Annotated in this window: 19 protein-coding genes; all 19 read right to left on the reverse strand. The window is 35.8% G+C overall.

All coding sequences use genetic code 11. The features are described 5' to 3' along the window. Positions 1-28: 28 nt before the first annotated feature. The 19 genes from ACFSO7_RS16635 to ACFSO7_RS16725 all read right to left on the reverse strand — a co-directional run bounded on the left by ACFSO7_RS16635 (position 29) and on the right by ACFSO7_RS16725 (position 18,340). Complete coding sequence (locus ACFSO7_RS16635) at positions 29-919, reverse strand: nitrilase-related carbon-nitrogen hydrolase (protein WP_377878462.1); 891 nt, start codon at positions 917-919, stop codon at positions 29-31. 284 nt (positions 920-1,203) lie between these two features. Continuing rightward, entirely contained in the window at positions 1,204-1,911 is a 708-nt protein-coding gene (locus ACFSO7_RS16640) for a DNA alkylation repair protein (protein ID WP_377878463.1), read from the reverse strand. A 117-nt stretch (positions 1,912-2,028) separates the two neighbouring features. Continuing rightward, on the reverse strand, positions 2,029-2,541 hold the full coding sequence (locus ACFSO7_RS16645) for a GrpB family protein (RefSeq protein ID WP_377878464.1): 513 nt from the start codon (positions 2,539-2,541) through the stop codon (positions 2,029-2,031). A 54-nt stretch (positions 2,542-2,595) separates the two neighbouring features. Continuing rightward, complete coding sequence (locus tag ACFSO7_RS16650; protein WP_377878465.1) at positions 2,596-2,874, reverse strand: hypothetical protein; 279 nt, start codon at positions 2,872-2,874, stop codon at positions 2,596-2,598. Positions 2,875-3,011: 137 nt separating this feature from the next. Further along, a complete protein-coding gene (gene ppdK / locus ACFSO7_RS16655; protein WP_377878466.1) occupies positions 3,012-5,693 on the reverse strand; it encodes a pyruvate, phosphate dikinase in 2,682 nt (893 codons plus the stop codon). Between the two features lie 3 nt (positions 5,694-5,696). Continuing rightward, positions 5,697-6,509, reverse strand: a complete 813-nt coding sequence (locus ACFSO7_RS16660) for a pyruvate, water dikinase regulatory protein (protein ID WP_377878467.1) — start codon at positions 6,507-6,509, stop codon at positions 5,697-5,699. Positions 6,510-6,526: 17 nt separating this feature from the next. Continuing rightward, positions 6,527-7,171 (reverse strand): transcriptional regulator CcpN, encoded by a 645-nt coding sequence (gene ccpN / locus ACFSO7_RS16665; protein WP_377879451.1) that lies wholly within the window; start codon positions 7,169-7,171, stop codon positions 6,527-6,529. A 202-nt stretch (positions 7,172-7,373) separates the two neighbouring features. After that, positions 7,374-7,508, reverse strand: coding sequence for a BA3454 family stress response protein (locus ACFSO7_RS16670; RefSeq protein ID WP_377878468.1), 135 nt, complete (start codon positions 7,506-7,508; stop codon positions 7,374-7,376). A gap of 93 nt (positions 7,509-7,601) precedes the next feature. Beyond that, positions 7,602-8,414, reverse strand: coding sequence for a bifunctional DNA-formamidopyrimidine glycosylase/DNA-(apurinic or apyrimidinic site) lyase (mutM, locus tag ACFSO7_RS16675; RefSeq protein WP_377878469.1), 813 nt, complete (start codon positions 8,412-8,414; stop codon positions 7,602-7,604). 109 nt (positions 8,415-8,523) lie between these two features. After that, complete coding sequence (locus ACFSO7_RS16680) at positions 8,524-8,715, reverse strand: YbxH family protein (protein WP_377878471.1); 192 nt, start codon at positions 8,713-8,715, stop codon at positions 8,524-8,526. Between the two features lie 74 nt (positions 8,716-8,789). After that, positions 8,790-9,308, reverse strand: coding sequence for a G/U mismatch-specific DNA glycosylase (mug, locus tag ACFSO7_RS16685; RefSeq protein ID WP_377878472.1), 519 nt, complete (start codon positions 9,306-9,308; stop codon positions 8,790-8,792). A gap of 23 nt (positions 9,309-9,331) precedes the next feature. Beyond that, on the reverse strand, positions 9,332-11,587 hold the full coding sequence (locus tag ACFSO7_RS16690; RefSeq protein ID WP_377878473.1) for an AAA domain-containing protein: 2,256 nt from the start codon (positions 11,585-11,587) through the stop codon (positions 9,332-9,334). Positions 11,588-12,089: 502 nt separating this feature from the next. Further along, complete coding sequence (locus ACFSO7_RS16695; protein WP_377878474.1) at positions 12,090-13,598, reverse strand: carboxypeptidase M32; 1,509 nt, start codon at positions 13,596-13,598, stop codon at positions 12,090-12,092. A gap of 162 nt (positions 13,599-13,760) precedes the next feature. Next, on the reverse strand, positions 13,761-14,972 hold the full coding sequence (locus ACFSO7_RS16700; RefSeq protein WP_377878475.1) for an alanyl-tRNA editing protein: 1,212 nt from the start codon (positions 14,970-14,972) through the stop codon (positions 13,761-13,763). Positions 14,973-14,998: 26 nt separating this feature from the next. Then, a complete protein-coding gene (locus ACFSO7_RS16705) occupies positions 14,999-15,193 on the reverse strand; it encodes a hypothetical protein (protein WP_377878476.1) in 195 nt (64 codons plus the stop codon). 134 nt (positions 15,194-15,327) lie between these two features. Continuing rightward, entirely contained in the window at positions 15,328-15,696 is a 369-nt protein-coding gene (locus tag ACFSO7_RS16710) for a VOC family protein (protein ID WP_377878477.1), read from the reverse strand. A 91-nt stretch (positions 15,697-15,787) separates the two neighbouring features. Continuing rightward, a complete protein-coding gene (gene abc-f / locus ACFSO7_RS16715; protein ID WP_377878478.1) occupies positions 15,788-17,677 on the reverse strand; it encodes a ribosomal protection-like ABC-F family protein in 1,890 nt (629 codons plus the stop codon). Positions 17,678-17,805: 128 nt separating this feature from the next. Continuing rightward, the gene (locus ACFSO7_RS16720; protein ID WP_377878479.1) at positions 17,806-17,961 is read right to left on the reverse strand and encodes an RAxF-45 family protein; all 156 of its coding nucleotides are present in this window, start codon (positions 17,959-17,961) and stop codon (positions 17,806-17,808) included. 88 nt (positions 17,962-18,049) lie between these two features. Continuing rightward, positions 18,050-18,340, reverse strand: coding sequence for a hypothetical protein (locus ACFSO7_RS16725; RefSeq protein WP_377878480.1), 291 nt, complete (start codon positions 18,338-18,340; stop codon positions 18,050-18,052). Positions 18,341-18,359 lie beyond the last annotated feature (19 nt).

An 18,359-nucleotide genomic window follows, 5' to 3' on the forward strand; every position in this document is an offset into this window, starting at 1 on the left:
GGCTAATATCATGCCCCCTCATTCGTTTTTATGGCAATAATGCCGTCATCTCACCGTACGTTTCCGGACGTCGGTCACGATAGAACTGCCAAGTATCACGAACTTCCCGAATCATTTTTTTATTCATTTCACCGATAATAACCTCATCTTTATCCCTGCTAGCCATGGCAACAAAATTACCACGTGGATCCACTAAATAAGATTGTCCGTAAAATTCTCCCATTTTCCATGGTGATTCATATCCAACTCGGTTAATTGCCCCTAAGTAGTAACCATTTGCCACTGCATGGGCGGGTTGCTCCAGCTTCCATAAATACTCTGACAATCCCGCAACCGTAGCCGAAGGGTTAAAGACGACTTCAGCTCCATTTAAACCTAGTAATCTGGCACCCTCTGGGAAATGTCGGTCATAACAAATGTAAACTCCAACCTTAGCGAAGGCCGTATCGAAAACAGGATAGCCGAGATTTCCTGGTTTAAAATAAAACTTCTCCCAAAAACCGTATCCATCATTACCTACCCCAACATGTGGGATATGCTGCTTTCGATATTTTCCTAGATACGAGCCATCCGCATCGATAACAGCTGCCGTATTATAGTAAGTAGCAATTCCTTCTCTTTCATAGATAGGAAGAACGATAACGACACCTAATTCCTTTGCAAGTTCTTGAAACAGTGTAGTTGTTGGTCCATTTGGAATTTCCTCAGCGGCATCATACCATTTCGTATTTTGTTCCGAACAAAAATAAGGACCATAAAAAATCTCCTGCAAACAAATGATTTGTGCCCCTTTACTAGCAGCCTCTCTTACTAGCTTTACATGCTTCTCAATAGATTTTTCCTTATGAACCTCTACTGGTTCATTGCCATCCACATCATGCGTCGCTTGAATCAATCCAATCTTCACATTATCTGACATCCCTAAAGCCCCCTTTAAATAGATACATAAAACTTACCTAGATTGCTTGTTAACGCTAGTATTACTACTATCAGCTTATGAAGCTATTTCGTATGTATACCACCTCGTACTATTTGAATTTTAAATTGGGATAATTAACGAAAACTTTGTTTAAGAATATATTTCTTTTGCTGAAAATTTAACCAAAATGAAACTCAATAAATACAAAAAGCCTAATCCTCTTAAGTGATTAGAGAATTAGGCTCTTATTTAAGGTCCATTGTTCATTTATATGACAAACTTTGCTAACACCTGACATATTTGCGTTTGAACCCAAGTCTCCCTCTTTCTACTTCTTTTTGAATACTTTCGGAAGCAAGGAGAGTACTGCTTTTTTTCTTGTCTTTTTTTATTTCGACTGGTCCAACAGCCTTTGCAGTTGCAACCGCTTTATCATGGAGCGGTACATAGTGAATTCCGACTGTGAAAATAAAATTATTCATCGCGGATTTCGTTCGTTCCGGGGAATCGTGAATCGTATCTTGCACCTGATCAAGCATACTCGCAATCTTGCTTTCGCTAAATTCTACGTCCTTGCGGCTTCCCAATAACCAGCAGTAACAGCTCCAGCCTGCCGACATTTTAAGTTCTTCACCGCTTGCAATCCATTTATCAGCAACATCTTGCGCTATATCCGTTTCTGCTAAAGTGACTGCAACCACATAATCGGACAGCATATAAAAATACGCTCCATCTATCCAACGATCAAAATCCGCCTCCGTCATTGCCGTAGGGTCCGCAATGACCCCAGCAAAATACATGGCATCGTAGTTCCCGGTGGCATAAAGTTGTTCTGCCAATGGCTGATTTTTCTTGATTATCTTTGACATTGGCTTCATCGCTCCCGTAGCCACACCAAAAACTGGTTCTTGTGCACCACTACCAATGTACATCTTTTTCATGCGTTCCTTGCCAAGTGCTTCTAATTCCTGCATAACCATTTCGAAATCCATTGTGTGCCCTTCCTTCCTCAGTAAACTTATTCATTTCATTTTAACCATCTAAATTTTATTCTTTATCAATATTTCAACAAGATACATAGGAGAACTAATTTAATTAGATACTTCATTTCAGTGACTTTTTGTGTACCAAAGGATTGCTTGCTCTTCCAGTTTCTTCACAAATGTTTTTTTGGCTGGGCTATATTCACTTGTGTTCTCAAAACGCTCAGCCAATTCTTCTTTAAAACGACTGTACTTAGCAACTTCTTCAGGATGGGATCGTAGATAATCTCGAAATATTAAATGACGTTCAATTTGAGGGTTATCTAATTGATAGAAATGAATATGATGAGTTCTGTTTTCCCCGCCTTTTCGAAACAATCGCCTACCTTCAATGCCCCATTCTCCAGCAACATCATATCCTAAAGAATCCATTTTATCGTTATATGAATCTATCTTTTGTATGTCTTTTACAATACACATCATATCTATTACAGGTTTTGCCTTTAGACCATAAACTGATGTACTTCCAAAATGTTCAAATCTGATTATTTCATCGCCAAATATTGATTTTAGATAATGAGACTCATCTTGAAACATTTGAGCCCAATTTTCGTTAAAATTAGAAAGTCGTACCTTCATGTATGAAACCTCTCTTTGATTACCTTTTTTCGGGATCCAGTGATTTTTCAGTCATTATAAAATATCTTGAGTCTTATTTTCCTTTTCCTTCAAATAATTCAAATACATATCCTTATCTTTCAGATGATTTACATCTTCAATTGTTTTATCCTCTGACTGCGATATAACTTCAAAGTTAGAGAGCTTTTTTCTAATATCATTAAGTAAATATATCCCTCTAAATAAACAGCCCACAACAATTCCAAAAGCAAGAAACCCACCGACTAAAGGTTCAAACATAAGAAGTAGGAAACCCAAGATTGTAGATAAAACAATCGATAAAACTAGATACATAGTTATCACCAACTTATCTATGTTATCAAATTAATTACCCTATTATATCATGGAATTATTTACCGAACATCTCGAAAAAAACAGGAGGTGGAATCGTTTAAATACGATTTCCACCTCTAAATAGACTTGCATACTATTTATTTTTGAGCCTTCACATTCACTAAAAACTCATTTTCACTTTTCTCATAACGAATCGTAGCCTGAGCAGCTGCTAATCGAGCCAATGGAACCCTGTATGGGGAACAACTTACATAATCCAGTCCTGTTCGATAGCAAAAATCAATCGAACTCTTTTCCCCACCGTGCTCACCGCAAATACCTGTTTTTAATTCAGGCTTTGTTTCACGACCAAGTTTAACACCCATTTCTACTAGCTTGCCAACACCTTCCTGATCAAGCACAGCAAATGGATTATCGGGGAGGACTTTATTTTCGATATATGTTTGTAAAAATTTCCCTTCCGCATCGTCGCGGCTGAATCCGAAGGTTGTTTGTGTTAGGTCATTCGTTCCGAACGAGAAGAAGTCCGCCTCTTCGGCAATTTGATCAGCTGTTAACGCGGCTCTAGGTATTTCAATCATCGTTCCAATTAAATATTCAAAATCTTTTCCTGTTTCTTCATTTACCATTACCGCCGCATTGATCACTAATTGACGCATTTCCTTTAATTCATTGACATGGCCAACAAGTGGAATCATAATTTCAGGTTGAACTTCTTGGCCTTTATTAGCTAAATTCGCCACCGCATAGAAAATTGCCTTTGCTTGCATTTCATAAATTTCAGGATGAATCATTCCTAAACGACAGCCACGATGTCCAAGCATCGGGTTAAACTCATCTAATTGACGAACCTTTTTAAGAAGAAGTTCTTTCTCCTTTAATTCAGGTGAATCTGGTTGAAGGATTTGCAGTTTTGTGACTTCAACAAGTAACTCTTCTTTATCTGGTAAAAACTCATGAAGAGGTGGATCTAATAATCGAATCGTAACCGGATGACCTTGCATCGCTTCAAAAATACCTTCAAAATCATCTTGCTGCATTGGTAAAAGCTTAGCCAGTGCTTCTTTACGCTCATCATAGCTCTCTGCTAAAATCATGCTTTGGACAATTGGAATTCGTTTTAAATCCATAAACATATGTTCAGTGCGACATAACCCAATCCCGCCCGCACCAAATTCGTATGCTTTCTTTGCATCCTCTGGATTATCCGCATTTGCTCTTACTCCAAGCTTTCGCTCCCCGTCTGCCCAAGCAAGCAATAACTGAAACTCATCGGAAAGCTCTGGTTCAATCATCGGAATCTCACCAAGCATAATTTCTCCAGTTGCTCCGTCAATCGTAATGGTATCTCCATAACTCACAATCGTATTTCCGATAAAGAATTGCTTAGCTTTCAAATCAATTTTAAGAGCTTCACAGCCACAAATACAAGCTTTCCCCATCCCCCGGGCAACTACTGCAGCATGACTTGTCATTCCACCGCGACTTGTCACAACGGCTTGTGCAGCAACAATTCCATGAATATCATCTGGAGTCGTTTCTGGTCTAACGAGAATGACCTTCTTCCCATCATTTGTTAAGCTTTCTGCCTCATCAGCATCAAAGACGACTATTCCCGTTGCCGCTCCTGGTGAAGCTGGTAAACCCTTTGCTAAAATATTTCGCTCAAATTTTTCATCAATTCGACGATGAAGGAGCTGATTTAATTGGTCTGGGTCGACACGAAGAAGTGCCGCCTTTTTATCAATAATGCCTTCCTCAACCATTTCAACAGCAATTCGAATCGCAGCTTGGGCCGTTCTTTTCCCAGTACGTGTTTGTAAAATAAATAACTCTCCACGTTCCACAGTGAATTCAATATCTTGCATGTCTTGGTAGTGTTGTTCAAGACGTTTACTTGTTTCTACGAATTGCTCGAACACGTCTGGCATCTCATCTTTTAAAGTACGGATTGGCTGTGGTGTCCGAATTCCTGCGACCACATCTTCACCTTGAGCATTAATTAAATACTCACCATATAATAGATGCTCTCCTGTAGAAGGATTACGAGTAAAAGCAACACCTGTCCCTGAATCATTACCCATATTTCCGAACACCATGCTTTGGATATTAACAGCAGTTCCGAGGTGATCAGGAATTTTATTCAAACGGCGATATACGATCGCACGTTGATTATTCCATGAATCAAATACAGCATTAATCGCTAAAAATAACTGCTCCTTCGGGTCTTGTGGAAAATTTTTTCGCGTATGTTTTTTAACAATTTCTTTATAACCCTTAATAACCTCTTGCCAATCTTGAGCAGTCATTTCTGGGTCAGATGAATAACCTTTATGATCACGTACCTCCTCTAAATATTGCTCAAAAAAGAAGACATTAATATCTAAAACGACATTACTAAACATTTGAATGAAGCGTCGGTAGGAATCATAAGCAAAACGTGAATTATCAGTTAAAATTGCCATTCCCTCTACCGTTTCATCATTCATTCCAAGATTCAAAATTGTGTCCATCATCCCTGGCATTGAAAATACGGACCCTGACCGAACCGAGACTAAAAGTGGATTTTCTGGATGACCAAATTGTTTACCTGTTTTATCTTCTAGAGCATGAAGAGCTTCTAAAACTTGAGCAGTCACTTCTGATGGAATTGTTTTATCTTCTTGGTAATAAGCATGACAAGCTTCTGTAGAAATCGTAAATCCGAAAGGAACAGGTAAACCAATCCGCGTCATTTCCGCTAAGTTTGCACCTTTTCCACCTAAAATATCCTTCATTCCACTATGACCTTCGTTAAACAAATAAACAAATTTACTCATATATTAGCTCCTCTCACTTTTTAGATAATCCATAATTTGGTTTGCCGTTTCTTCAATTGCTTTATTGGAAACATTGATCACTGGGCATCCTACTCGCTTCATAATTTTTTCAGCATAATCGAGTTCTTCTAAAATCCGTTCAAAGCTTGCATAATTTGCTTGAGAGGTTAAACCTAAAGCTTTTAAACGTTCTTTCCGAATATCATTTAATTTATCTGGCGAGATAATCAAACCAACACATTTACTTCTAGGAACTTCAAACAATTCATCTGGTGCAGGCACCTCTGGTACGAGAGGAACATTGGCTACTTTTAATCGTTTGTGTGCTAAATACATGGAAAGTGGTGTTTTTGAAGTACGCGATACACCGATTAATACGATGTCTGCACGGAGAATCCCACGCGGATCGCGACCATCATCGTATTTTACCGCAAATTCTATGGCTTCAATTTTTCGAAAATAATCATCATCCAGTTTGCGCATCATCCCTGGTTGATGATTGGGTTCCTTATTGAACTTTTGTATAAATGCTTCCATTAGTGGATTCATTAAATCAACAGCGATGAGATGTTCCTCTTTCGCGCGACGATCAAGGTACTCTTTTAAAGAAGGGACAACTATTGTATAAGCAATGACCGAATGGCTTTGTTTTGCTAGTAAAATAACATCTTCTATATCTTCTATATCCTCCACATATGAGCTACGACGAATATCTACATGGCCACCATTAAATTGAGTCGCTACTGCTTTAACAACTAATTCAGCTGTTTCCCCTACTGAATCTGATACGATATAAACTACTTCTTTTCGATTCAATTTGTTTTCACATCCTATCATTCAATCATTTCAAGAAAAGCTTTTGTAATCGTCGTCTTTGTAATCCGACCAATGACTTCATATGTATGTGAGCCGTTATCAATTTCTCTCACTACTGGTAAAGAATCAATTCGGTTTTGAATCAATTTTTTTGCTGCATTTAATAATGTATCCTCTTGGGTTATGGTAACGATATTAGGCATTCTTGTCATAATGACACTAACTGGTAAATCATCCAAGTTCTTATTGCCAATTGCTGCTCTTAATAAGTCTTTTCTAGAAATGACACCAGCTAAATGCCCGTGCTCATCAACAGCGTATAATGTCCCTACATCCTCTAAAAATATTTGAACAATTCCATCGTAAACCGATGCAGATTTTTGTATCACTATAGGATGTGCTTTGTAATCCTTAACTATATGATTAGTAAACTTTGATACTTGAAGATTCAATTCCGTTTCTTCATTTAAATAGTAACCGACACGGGGCCTTGCTTCTAAGTTTCCAGACATCGTTAGAATAGTTAAGTCTGGTCTTAATGTTGCTCTCGTTAATGAGAGTTTTTTAGCAATATCATTCCCTGTAATTGGACCTGCTGATTTAACGATTTCTAGAATTTCTTCCTGACGTTTTGTTAGTTTAATAGGAATCACCGCCTTTATCCTAAACACAATTATGTTATACTTCTCTTGATAATCTTTAATTGTGTTATACTTATTTTATATATAGTATATAACATTAATTTAAATTACGAAACAATGAGTTTCATATTTTATGTTAAAAAAGCAAAATATCGTTTTTCATTAGGTTTTCACCATTAAAAAAGACCCTTCCTAAGGCTTCTTACCTTGGAACGGTCTTTTTTTAGTTTATCCATTGTTTGCGGACCTGCTCGATGGCAACACGGAGAATCTCTTCTTCACTTGTTTCCCTATCTACAATCACATTCGTTTGATACTTTTTCCCTTGATATACAACATCAACCGTATACTGTAGCATATTTATAGTTCCCTTCATTGTTAATATAAAACAAGTATATTAGTTCAACTCAACATTTATTCCATCCAATAGTTGGGACACTCCTGTCATCATTTACTTTTGACAATTTGGACAATAAAAGGTTTTTCTTGATGCGATCATTTCTTTGATAATTTTAGTTCCACATCTAATGCAGTTTTCTCCTACACGATCATAAACTTTACATTTTTCATTATAACCACCAGTTAACGTATCCCCTTTGTAAAATGGGTTTTCCAAATAACCACCATAGCTTGTTGCTTCTTTAAGAACTTGTTGAGTCGACTGATATAATAGATTCATTTCTGAAGTATTTATCTCTTCTATAGATCGAGTAGGAAGAACTTTAGCTTGAAAACAAATCTCATCAGAATAACAATTCCCAATTCCAGAAATGAATTTTTGATCAACTAATTTTGTTTTTAATCGTCCTCTTTTATTTTCTGTCAAGGATCTAAAAACTTCGAACGTAAAGTTTCTCTCTAATGGCTCTGGTCCCAAATCAGCTAATTCTTTATTCACCTCTTCTTTTGATTCGTAAAAATGTAAATATCCAAGGCGTAATCCGATAAAGAATAAATGCTCGAGTCCAAATGTCAATTGTATTTGTATCGTCCGATTCGGCTTATCCGCTTCCTTTCCGAAAAACATCCAGCCTCCAAGCATAAGATGAAGTAACAATACATGGCCATTGTCAAGGAGAAAAAGCAGATGCTTTGCTCTTCTCTGAACAGAAATTACTTTGGAACCTTGAACATTTTGAATTAAGATTTCAGGTAACACATTTATTGATTTTTCACGATTAACTTGCACATTAGAAATAACTGACCCAGCAATTTTTTGCATCAGTAAATTTTTATAGTTTTCCATCTCTGGTAACTCAGGCATAAAATAACCTCCAACCCAAAATAAAAAGACACTTTATTTTAGTGTCTTCAAGAACGCCCAAAGTATTATTTTTTATCTTATTGTCGATTAATTTTATTGGATGATTCGTTTAAATATTGTGATTTTGACAATATGAATCAATTAAACCTTCGATAAAATCGAGTTCAGGAAATTCACCAGTAAAATTAAACTGAATTTCTTCTACGAAAGAACCATTATTGTAAACATGAATAGCTCCTTTTTGATTGATTACACTATATTCCGGTTCAAAAACATACCCATTTCGTTCAACTGCTCCCAAAAATGACAACTCCTATTTGTAATAATAAATTTAAAATACTACTATTAGCCTATACAATTTTTCCTTTTTTCACTCTACCTATCATCGTTTGTTCTTATGATTTCAGTAAGTTCCTGATAAATACTTACAATCTCATCTATTTTCATTCGAACGAGGCCACTTGATGACGGAGCAATAAAGTCAATTGTTCCTAATACAACTGGATTTTCCTGTACACCCCAAGGCACATTCTTTTTCCCGCTATATTCTTGATAAACACCTTTACCAACAAAACAAACCACTTTTGGCTTATACTTTTCAATTTTTTTCTTTAATTCTTCTTTTCCGTTTCTATATTCTTCTTTTGTGATCTCTTCGGCAGTCTTAGTTGGTCTAGCAACAATATTAGTAAGGCCATAACCTAACTGCAATAATTGATTGTCTTCAGTGGTTGCATATTTACGAGGGGTCAATCCAGCATTATGAAGAATAGTCCAAAATCGATTATTCGGATTCGCATAATGATGTCCTATTTCAGCAGAACGTAAGCTCGGATTAAATCCAACAAACAAAATATTTAAATTTTCTTTCATATGATCTGGAATCGTATTCAAGTTTCTACTTCCTTTTTTATATTTTAATAAATTTTCTCTGGATTGTTTGAAAATTGCGAGACTAGAAACTGCCCAATCATTTCGGACTCTAGCCTAGCTGCTACATATGGTGGTTGCACTCGGTTAGCTCCTTCAAGCGGAAGTCCTAGCCATAATATCCTTTGATCAATAAGAACAAACGGAAAAGAGAATATTTCCGTAAATAGATTGTCTATTTTTAAGCCAGCTATTTTTCCTTTAGAAATAATGGTGAGCTCGACACCTTTATTACGTGAATTCAATGCATTAAGCCAATCAATATTTAGCTGGCCCATTTTTGGAAAAGAAAGTACGATCGACTTTTTAGCTTGACGAATATCTTCCAGTACTTTATCAAGCTTTCTTGCATGAATCCAACTTAGAAAGGGATGCTGATGAAGAATCCATTTCCCGATATCTTTAGGATAAATAATTTGATCGTGCTCCAGTTGATGGTCAACTAATTTCCTTAAAGTTTTCCCTTTCCCAACTTTATTTTGAATATAATCTGTATCACTTACTTGAATAAATTTCCCTCTTGTTCTTGTAATCGCTACATTTATTAATCTTTCACTATCATGACCGATTAAAAGCATTCCAGGTCGTTCATAAGGATAGCTATCTACTGTATCAAAAATCATCACATCTCGTTCACTACCCTGAAAACGGTGAACTGTAGCAGCAATGATGTCAGCTTCGCCTAGTTCTTTTTGAAGAAAATCGGCAAGTAACATCTCCATAAGCTTCGCCTGAGCCCGATATGGTGTGATGAAACCAATTGATCTTGAACCAGCTAAAAAAGATTCATAAATGAGCTGAAAAGATATCAATAATTGCCAAAGGTTTATTCTAGAATTAGAGCTACGCTCGTTCATACAATGCTCCCCTGTATAACTTACAGATAGGAGGATTGCGGCTTTACCAGAAAAGGGAGTCCTAGCGACCATCTCTTCGCGTGATTTTCTTACTGAATGATGGTCATTTACTAACGAATGATAAATAAATTTATTTGTAAAAGCCGAAATGTCTGGATGCATTCTCCTTTGTTCACTGAGTAAAAGCAAATGTGGATGAAGTTCACCTTCATGAACAGACCTAGCCACACCTGATTGATGGAAAATATCTTCCTTTAACCACTCATTAATAAGTGGATGTCTTCCAGCAGCAATAGGTGGAAGTTGTTTAAAATCTCCACATACAATTAATCGTTTTCCTAAACTTGCTGAAAAGGCCATTTGCGGTGTGTACGCCATACTTGCTTCATCGACAATGACTAGATCGAATTCATCTTCAAATAATGTTGGATCACTAGCTACTTTTGCTAAAGTGGCACCGACAATCTTCGCCTCCTTAACAAATTGAATTTCCTTTTGACGAATTTTTTCTAATAAACTAGCTAGCTTACCTTCAAGCTCTAACAAGCTTTCTGAATCCCTTTTACTAAAGGACCAGGACAGGTCTTTATTAATTAAATGGCGCTTTTCTGTTAACTGTTCCTTTTCCTTCGCCAAATTAGGGTGGAATGCTTGTAGTAAATGAAAAGTAGTGATTGGTGCCATTTCTATTTGATTCATATGTGAACTGTAGCGGAGTACGTCACCTTCTTTGAATCTTCCTTTTTTCTGAAGAAAAGATGAGATCTCACCCATTAATACATCGACCGCTTGATTACTATGAGCTAATACGAGTATTCTTTTCCCATTATTATATTTATTCGCTGCAACCCGAGCCAACGTATATGTCTTTCCTGTTCCAGGTGGTCCCCAAACAAAGGTAACTGGATTAAATTGAGAACGAAGGATTAGTTCATGTACATTTGACTTTATATCATTTGTAGGATGCTTGGCGGGCTCAGAAGGGTTCATTAATCGTTTTATCCTTCCTCGCTTTTTCTTACTTTTCTTTATTTCTTCCAGCCTTTCAATCAGTTGCTCGAGAAGCTCCCAAGGATCATGTATAAGAAATACTTCTGATATTATTTCGCCGATATTTTTCTCCAATGAAACAATAACATTTTTATTTTCTGTAGAAAGATTTCTCCCATTTACATTCATCGAACCCCATTGTATTTTTATATTTGTTCCGTTCGGAATACGAATGCTTTGATTCGTTTCAAAATAATAATTAAATGAGTTGACATTTGAAATTTGTCTTCCATTTGAGAGAAGATACTTCGTACTACCATACTTCTTTAAAAATTGGATTTCGGCTTGAAGCGCCTTCTGCCATTCAATTATTAATTCGCTAATCTTTTTATTCATCACTATCTTCCTTTATATATAACCGTTTTCAGCTTTCTAAGGATATCATTTTTTAAGTTCAATTCATAATGAAAAAGGGGAATACATATTCGAACAACTTCCTGTATATAATAATATTGCCTCTTCTAGAACATTCGCTTGTTGCGGGACACTTAACCAGTTCGGACTAGAAGAGGCAAGGCGTCTGACATGTCAGGCGCTTTTGTTATTAGAAAAGCGCGGGGCGTCTTGCTCAGCCCCGACAAGAAAATGCTTCGCCAGCCGGAAAGTCGTTCTTTGACTTTTTGGCTGGCGAACATTTGACCTCGAGGTCGACAAAGGCGCAACGTCCTAAAGCATTGTCGACACTAGTACATCCTGTACGCCGGGGGTAGGACGCTTGCGCTGGACAATTTTCGAAGTCAGAATATACCTTCTTAATTTAATAAAAAAACGCCTATCGAATGTCGATAGACGTTAGAATTATGCAAAATATTTTTTAAACCGAAAGTATTACTAATTATTACAAACCATAAACCTCTGAATATTTCGTTTCTAGATAGTTTACTAGATACTTTGCATCCAACTCTTCTCCAGTTATTTTCACAATTAATTCATTTGGAGGAATCAGACTTCCATATTGGTGAACCTTAGCTTTTAGCCACTCATTCACTTCTGTAAAATTACCCTTTTCAATATTTTGATAAAAATTAGGCAATTCTTGTTGAATTGTGTTTAATATTTGAGCCGCATATAAATTTCCTAATGTATAGGAAGGGAAGTAGCCAAGTCCTCCGAAAGACCAATGTACGTCTTGTAGAACACCATCACTATCTGTAGTTGGAACGACTCCTAAATACTCTTCCATTTTATTGTTCCAAATTGTAGGTAAGTCTTTGGCTTTAAGTTCGCCAGCAATTAATCCTTTCTCAATTTCATAACGGATCATAATATGAAGATTATATGTTAATTCATCGGCTTCTACTCTAATAAATGAAGGTTTTACCGTATTAATCGCTCTATAAAATTCTTCTACTGAGAGATTCTCTAATTGTTCTGGGAAGTATTCCTGTAATGTAGGGTAGAAATAATTCCAAAATTCCTTACTTCTGCCAACCATATTTTCTAAAAATCTGGATTGTGATTCATGAATACCAAATGAAGTTCCGTTTCTAAGTACTGTCCCTTCATACGCTGGGTTAATATTTTGCTCATAGATCCCGTGACCAGCTTCATGAATGGTACCAAACAGCGCTGAACGAACATTATTTTCCAAATATCTTGTTGTAATACGTACGTCACCTGTGTTCATTGATTGAGCGAATGGATGAACTGTTTCGTCTAAACGCCCTGCCGCCATATCAAACCCTATGATCGGAAGGATGTATTGGTTAAATTCCTTTTGTTTATCAACTGAGAAAGATTGATTAAAAATCTCATCAGGTGTTTTATTTGGAGATTGTTGAATTCTCTTTAGTAATTCTACACTTACTGATCTTAATTCAGATAAGATTGGGTCTAATTTCTCCACAGTAAGGCCTGGTTCATATTCATCTAATAATGCATTATATGGATGCCCACTATAGCCGAAAATATCCGCAAATTTCCGTTTCATTTCAACAATTTTCTCTAGATATGGTAAGTAATGATTAAAATCATTATTTTCTCTTGCTTCTTCCCAAATATGATTTGCCTCAGAAGTTAAGGTCGCATACTCTTGATATAGCTCTGCAGGAATTGATTTTGATTTATCATAAAATTGTTTTCGCAAACGAATTCTTGCCTTCGTCTCTTCATCAAAGCTTGCCACTTGTGAAGATAATTCCTCTAATAGCTCTCCCATCTCACTAGAAACCATTAATTTGAAGATTTCCGTTTCTAATGCTGAATAAGCTTTTGAAAATAGCATTCTTCCTTTTTTAGGTGCCATTACTTTTTGGTCCCAGCCTACTAAAGCGGAAACCGTTGAAAGATGAGTTATTTTTTCATCTAATTCTTTAAATTGCTCTAAAGCGGTTTTTGTCATAATCATGTTCATTCCCCCAAAAGATTCAATTTCACTTTAACCGACTATTCAGTTTATTTAATTAAATCATATGTTTTTAAACATATCAATATCTTTATTATACATTTTAAACTAATCTGACAATTTTTCAAAATAAAAACCCCTATCTTGGGGATTCTTATTTTTATACTATTTATCCTTTTCCTTAAAAAGGTTTAAACCACTTTCCAGTAATTGTTGTCCGGATATGATACCTTCTCCGCCACCTTGTGCAAAGGAATCATTACCTCCACCTTTTCCATTGATGCTCGGCAACAAACTAGCTAACAAATCTTTCATACTTACTTTTAAAGCCTCACCTCGTGCAGCAACAACCTGCAGCTGAGATTCATTTTCCGAAATAAGTAAGACAATAACATCCTTTGCTTCAGTTACAATCATACGTGCAAGCATTTGCATCTCTTTCATGGAACGATCTTGAAATACTTTGGTTATTAAAGCTATACCATTATCCATTGTTGAATTTTCTTGAAGTTCCTTTGCTTCGTATTGAAGTATCATTTTTGACAATTCATCAGATCGTTTATCAACGCTTTTTACTTGATCCAGAAGACGGTTTAATGACTGAACCATCCCTTCCTCTGGAGAGTTTAACAGTTTTGAAAGCTCTAGAATAATATGTTGCTTCCTGTGAAGCTGATGCCATACTCTGTTTCCACAGACAAATTGAATGCGAGTCTTTTTACTTTGCCTTGACCAATCCAATATTTTAATCATCCCAACCTCACCAGTAGAATTAGGATGGGTTCCTCCACAGCCGTTATAATCAAATTCAGGGATGATCACCAACCGGATATTTTCCGAGACCGAAAGTTGTTTTCGAAGCGGGTAATCGGATACTTCCTCTAAAGAAACCCATTTTGTCTCGATCGGCCGACTTTCTAATATGATTTGATTAGCAAGTTTTTCAGCATCTAACGCTTCTTTTTCTGAAAAAGTTTCAGTGTCCAAATCAATCGTTAAAACTTCATTTCCTAAATGAAAACCAACGGTAGAATAGCCAAATAACTCCTCAAAAGCAGCTGAAAGTATATGCTGGCCAGCATGCTGCTGCATATGGTCAAATCTTCTCTCCCAATCAATTTGACCATTTAATTGTTCCATCGATTCTGGTAATGGCTGCTCAAGGTAATGACGAATTTCACCGTCTACTTCTTCAACATTTAACACTTTATGTTCATTGATTGTACCTTGATCAAAAGGTTGTCCTCCACCAGTTGGATAAAAGGCTGTTTTTTCTATAATAACATACCAATGACCATCTTCATCTTTAGACTGTTTTATAAGATTTGTCGAAAAAGTTTGAATGTATGAATCTTGATAATACAATTTATCAGTCATAATTAATGCCCCTTTAATTGAAGAACTTAATATTTTTTAGTTACACTCTTTTGTTTTTTCATTAACTCGTAAGATTTATCAATAATATCAGTTAATACATCCGCTTTATAAATTCTTCCAAGTTTTGTGTTATCTTGATAGTATTCGACAATTTCGTCTAGCTTTTGAGCTGTTTCCTTTGAAATCCTCACATTAAATTGGATCCTATTTAAGTCTGTCATACATTTCACACCTCTCTATCACTAGTATATCAAACTGCTAGCAAATTAATAGATAATTTCTATCATCATGCTATTTAAATTTAAAAGCCTCCTGATTCTAATATAAGAACAGAAGGCTTTCTGAATATGAGTTTTTATTTATATTCTAAAAATTCGACTCGATTTCCAAATGGATCACTCACAAAAAAACGAGATCTTCCATCAATGGGTGCATCATCTTTTGTTTTAACACCTTGTTCTTCGAGATGTGCTTTAAAGGTTTCTAAATGCCGGATAATAAAAGCTGGATGCGCTTTTTTAGCTGGTTGAAAATCCTCTTCCACGCCGATATGAAGCTGCTGGTTGCCTATTTTAAACCAGCAACCACCTCTTCCTTGAAGACTTTCGGGTTTAGGAATCTCATGCAATCCCATTTTATTACCCCAAAACTCCCTAGCTTCTGTTTCGCATCCATTAGGCGCAGCCAACTGAATATGGTCAATACCGATAAATTGAAAATTCATTACATATCCCCCTAAGTTCTTTTATCCGTTTTTATATTCTCTTTATTTAACTCTCAATCCTTTTATTATTAAAAGTTTCAATGATTTTTTATTAACAAACTTGATCTAATTCATCATATAATTTCTCACGGAGTTTTTCCATTTCTTCTATTTCCTTATGAAGCTTTTGGAGATCTTCTAGTTCTTTTAATGAATTCATTTTCTGATGTAAAGAGTGGATTGTAGATTCTAGCTCTTCTAATTGTTTTTCCAAGACTTCAATACTTTTTCCACTTTCATCTTTACCCTTTTTTGGTTTATAAGTGATTGAATCTGTTGTTTTAATCACTTGAATAGGTTTTTTCGCCTCATCCATTTTTTTAGTTGATAATTTATCTTTAGCCCAATTATAGTCTCCATTAAAAGAGTGTATCTTTCCATTTTCTAACCAATAAATTTTTGAAAATAGTTTATTAAGAAAATATCGGTCATGGGATACGGCTAAAATTGTTCCATTAAACCCTTCAAGTGCTTCTTCTAGAACTTCACAGGAATCAATATCTAGATGATTTGTTGGTTCATCTAAAACCAACAGATTTACATCCTGATGCATTAACTGAGCTAAGCGAAGACGCATTCGTTCTCCTCCACTTAATTGATTCACCTTTCGAAAAACCACTGGTCCATAAAATAAAAATTTCGCTAAAATATGTCTTGCTTCCCCTTCATTCACACTAACCTCAGACCTGAACACGTCAATTAATGATTCATCGCTTATTTGATTAAAAACATGCTGCGACAAATAACCAATCTTCACATTGCTTCCGACCCGGATTTCACCTGAATCTGCTGACAATTCATTTAACATCATTTTTACGAGAGTGGACTTTCCCGTCCCATTCTCCCCAACAATCGCAACACGCTCTTTATATTGCACCAACATATTTACTTCGTTAAATAACAATCGATTATCGAAACTTTTTGATACATCCTTTAGATAAATGACATCTTTTCCGCTACGGTCTTTCGCTTCGAAATCAATAGCCATTTTCTTGACATCTATTTTGGGACGCTCCTTTTTCTCCATTCTTTCAAGCGCGCGTTCCATATTCGTTGCCCGTTTGTGAAGTGCAGCACTTGGAGGATTTGAACGATTAGCCCAATCTCGTAAACGTTTAATTGCTTCCTTCATTTTTTTGATTTTCCTTTGTTGCTCCTGATATTCCTGAAATTCTCTTAATAATCGTTCTTCCTTTTCTTTTACATAACCTGAGAAATTGGTGTGATACACTTCGATTTCCCCGTCTTCCATGTCTACAATCTTTGTTGCCACTTGATCAAGAAAATAACGATCATGTGATATCATGACAACTGAACCTTCATAGTCTTTAAGGAAAGATTCCAACCACTCAACCGCATGTAAATCTAAATGATTGGTAGGTTCATCAAGGAGTAATAGTTCAGGTTTCTTCAAAATATTTAAAGCTAAACAAACCTTTGTTTTTTCTCCACCACTTAATAAGGAAAATGGCTTCTCCACTAAATCCATTATATGCAATCCATTTACTACTCGATCGATATTAGCGTCAATCTCGTATCCACCATTTTGAAGAAATTCATCTTGCAGTTTTCCATACAAGTTTATTAATGGCTGCATATTATCTGGATCCATTTCTATTCCCATTTGGTTTTCTAATTCTTTCAGTTTCGCTTCTGTCTCTAAAACCTCTTTAAATGCTGATTTTAACACTTCAAATACATTAAGTTGTTCAAATTGAGGGATTTGAGCAAGGTATCCTATTTTTAGACCCTTTTTCCAATGAATAACTCCCATATCAACAGCTTCTTCATTGGCAATTAACTTTAATAAAGTTGTTTTTCCTGATCCGTTTCTACCGACAATCCCCAAACGGCTACCTTCATGAATTTCAAAAGATAAATTTTGGAAAATTGTATTTCCACCATACGATTTTTCTATATCATTAATGCTACAAATAATCATTTTTCATTCTCCTTATAATGAACACAACTCCATAAAAAATAAGCCATGGAAACTTTCCCCAAGGCTTATCAAAAAAGAGTGCTAAATAGCACTCTCAAATACCAAAGTATTGTGGGAAAAGAGATGTGTTACCGTTCTATTTTTTGTATGAAGTTTCGAAAAAAGGGCATACTTCCCCCTTTGAGGGCTTCATCATGAAAAATCGCACGGCAAAAGTATAAAACATCTAACCATTGCGCGCGAAACAAAATAGAACGTACCATCTCTCCCCACCTCCGTTTCATTACAAGATAATTCCATTATAAATTTCTTGAAATATTTATGCAAGTGATAATAATGCAAAAAGTCTCGAACTACTTCTGTTGTTAATTTTTACTGATTACTTTTATATTCAATTATATTGGTTTTCGGTTCAAGTTCGCTGGCAAATTCTGCTAGAACTGCACGATCATTCATTGTTAAAAACTTTTGAATATCTGTTTTACTACTATTTTTTGGTATTTTATTTGTTTCAGTTATAAACGGATTACCCTTTTCATCTTTTTTCAAGAAAAATAGTGCAATAGCACTAACCACTATACTTAGTAAAGAAGCTAACAGCATTCCCATCCCATTACTTTGCTTTTTTCGCGAAAATATTGAAATCCAATTTTGCTTATTCATGAGAACACTCCTTTAAAAA

The organism is Bacillus sp. CGMCC 1.16607 (genome assembly GCF_042683745.1).
GTDB lineage: Bacteria > Bacillota > Bacilli > Bacillales > Cytobacillaceae > Pseudoneobacillus.

Excerpts from the sequence above, each read along its gene's own strand:
- ACFSO7_RS16670 (WP_377878468.1), bottom strand. The coding sequence starts at position 7,508 with ATGCTACAGTATACGGTTGATGTTGTATATCAAGGGAAAAAGTATCAA.
- ACFSO7_RS16700 (WP_377878475.1), bottom strand. The coding sequence starts at position 14,972 with ATGACTGATAAATTGTATTATCAAGATTCATACATTCAAACTTTTTCG.
- mutM (WP_377878469.1), bottom strand. The coding sequence starts at position 8,414 with ATGCCTGAGTTACCAGAGATGGAAAACTATAAAAATTTACTGATGCAA.
- ACFSO7_RS16635 (WP_377878462.1), bottom strand. The coding sequence starts at position 919 with ATGTCAGATAATGTGAAGATTGGATTGATTCAAGCGACGCATGATGTG.
- ACFSO7_RS16710 (WP_377878477.1), bottom strand. The coding sequence starts at position 15,696 with ATGAATTTTCAATTTATCGGTATTGACCATATTCAGTTGGCTGCGCCT.
- ACFSO7_RS16725 (WP_377878480.1), bottom strand. The coding sequence starts at position 18,340 with ATGAATAAGCAAAATTGGATTTCAATATTTTCGCGAAAAAAGCAAAGT.
- ACFSO7_RS16650 (WP_377878465.1), bottom strand. The coding sequence starts at position 2,874 with ATGTATCTAGTTTTATCGATTGTTTTATCTACAATCTTGGGTTTCCTA.
- ppdK (WP_377878466.1), bottom strand. The coding sequence starts at position 5,693 with ATGAGTAAATTTGTTTATTTGTTTAACGAAGGTCATAGTGGAATGAAG.
- ACFSO7_RS16705 (WP_377878476.1), bottom strand. The coding sequence starts at position 15,193 with ATGACAGACTTAAATAGGATCCAATTTAATGTGAGGATTTCAAAGGAA.
- abc-f (WP_377878478.1), bottom strand. The coding sequence starts at position 17,677 with ATGATTATTTGTAGCATTAATGATATAGAAAAATCGTATGGTGGAAAT.
- ACFSO7_RS16695 (WP_377878474.1), bottom strand. The coding sequence starts at position 13,598 with ATGATTATGACAAAAACCGCTTTAGAGCAATTTAAAGAATTAGATGAA.
- ACFSO7_RS16645 (WP_377878464.1), bottom strand. The coding sequence starts at position 2,541 with ATGAAGGTACGACTTTCTAATTTTAACGAAAATTGGGCTCAAATGTTT.
- ACFSO7_RS16640 (WP_377878463.1), bottom strand. The coding sequence starts at position 1,911 with ATGGATTTCGAAATGGTTATGCAGGAATTAGAAGCACTTGGCAAGGAA.
- ACFSO7_RS16690 (WP_377878473.1), bottom strand. The coding sequence starts at position 11,587 with ATGAATAAAAAGATTAGCGAATTAATAATTGAATGGCAGAAGGCGCTT.
- ACFSO7_RS16720 (WP_377878479.1), bottom strand. The coding sequence starts at position 17,961 with ATGAAACGGAGGTGGGGAGAGATGGTACGTTCTATTTTGTTTCGCGCG.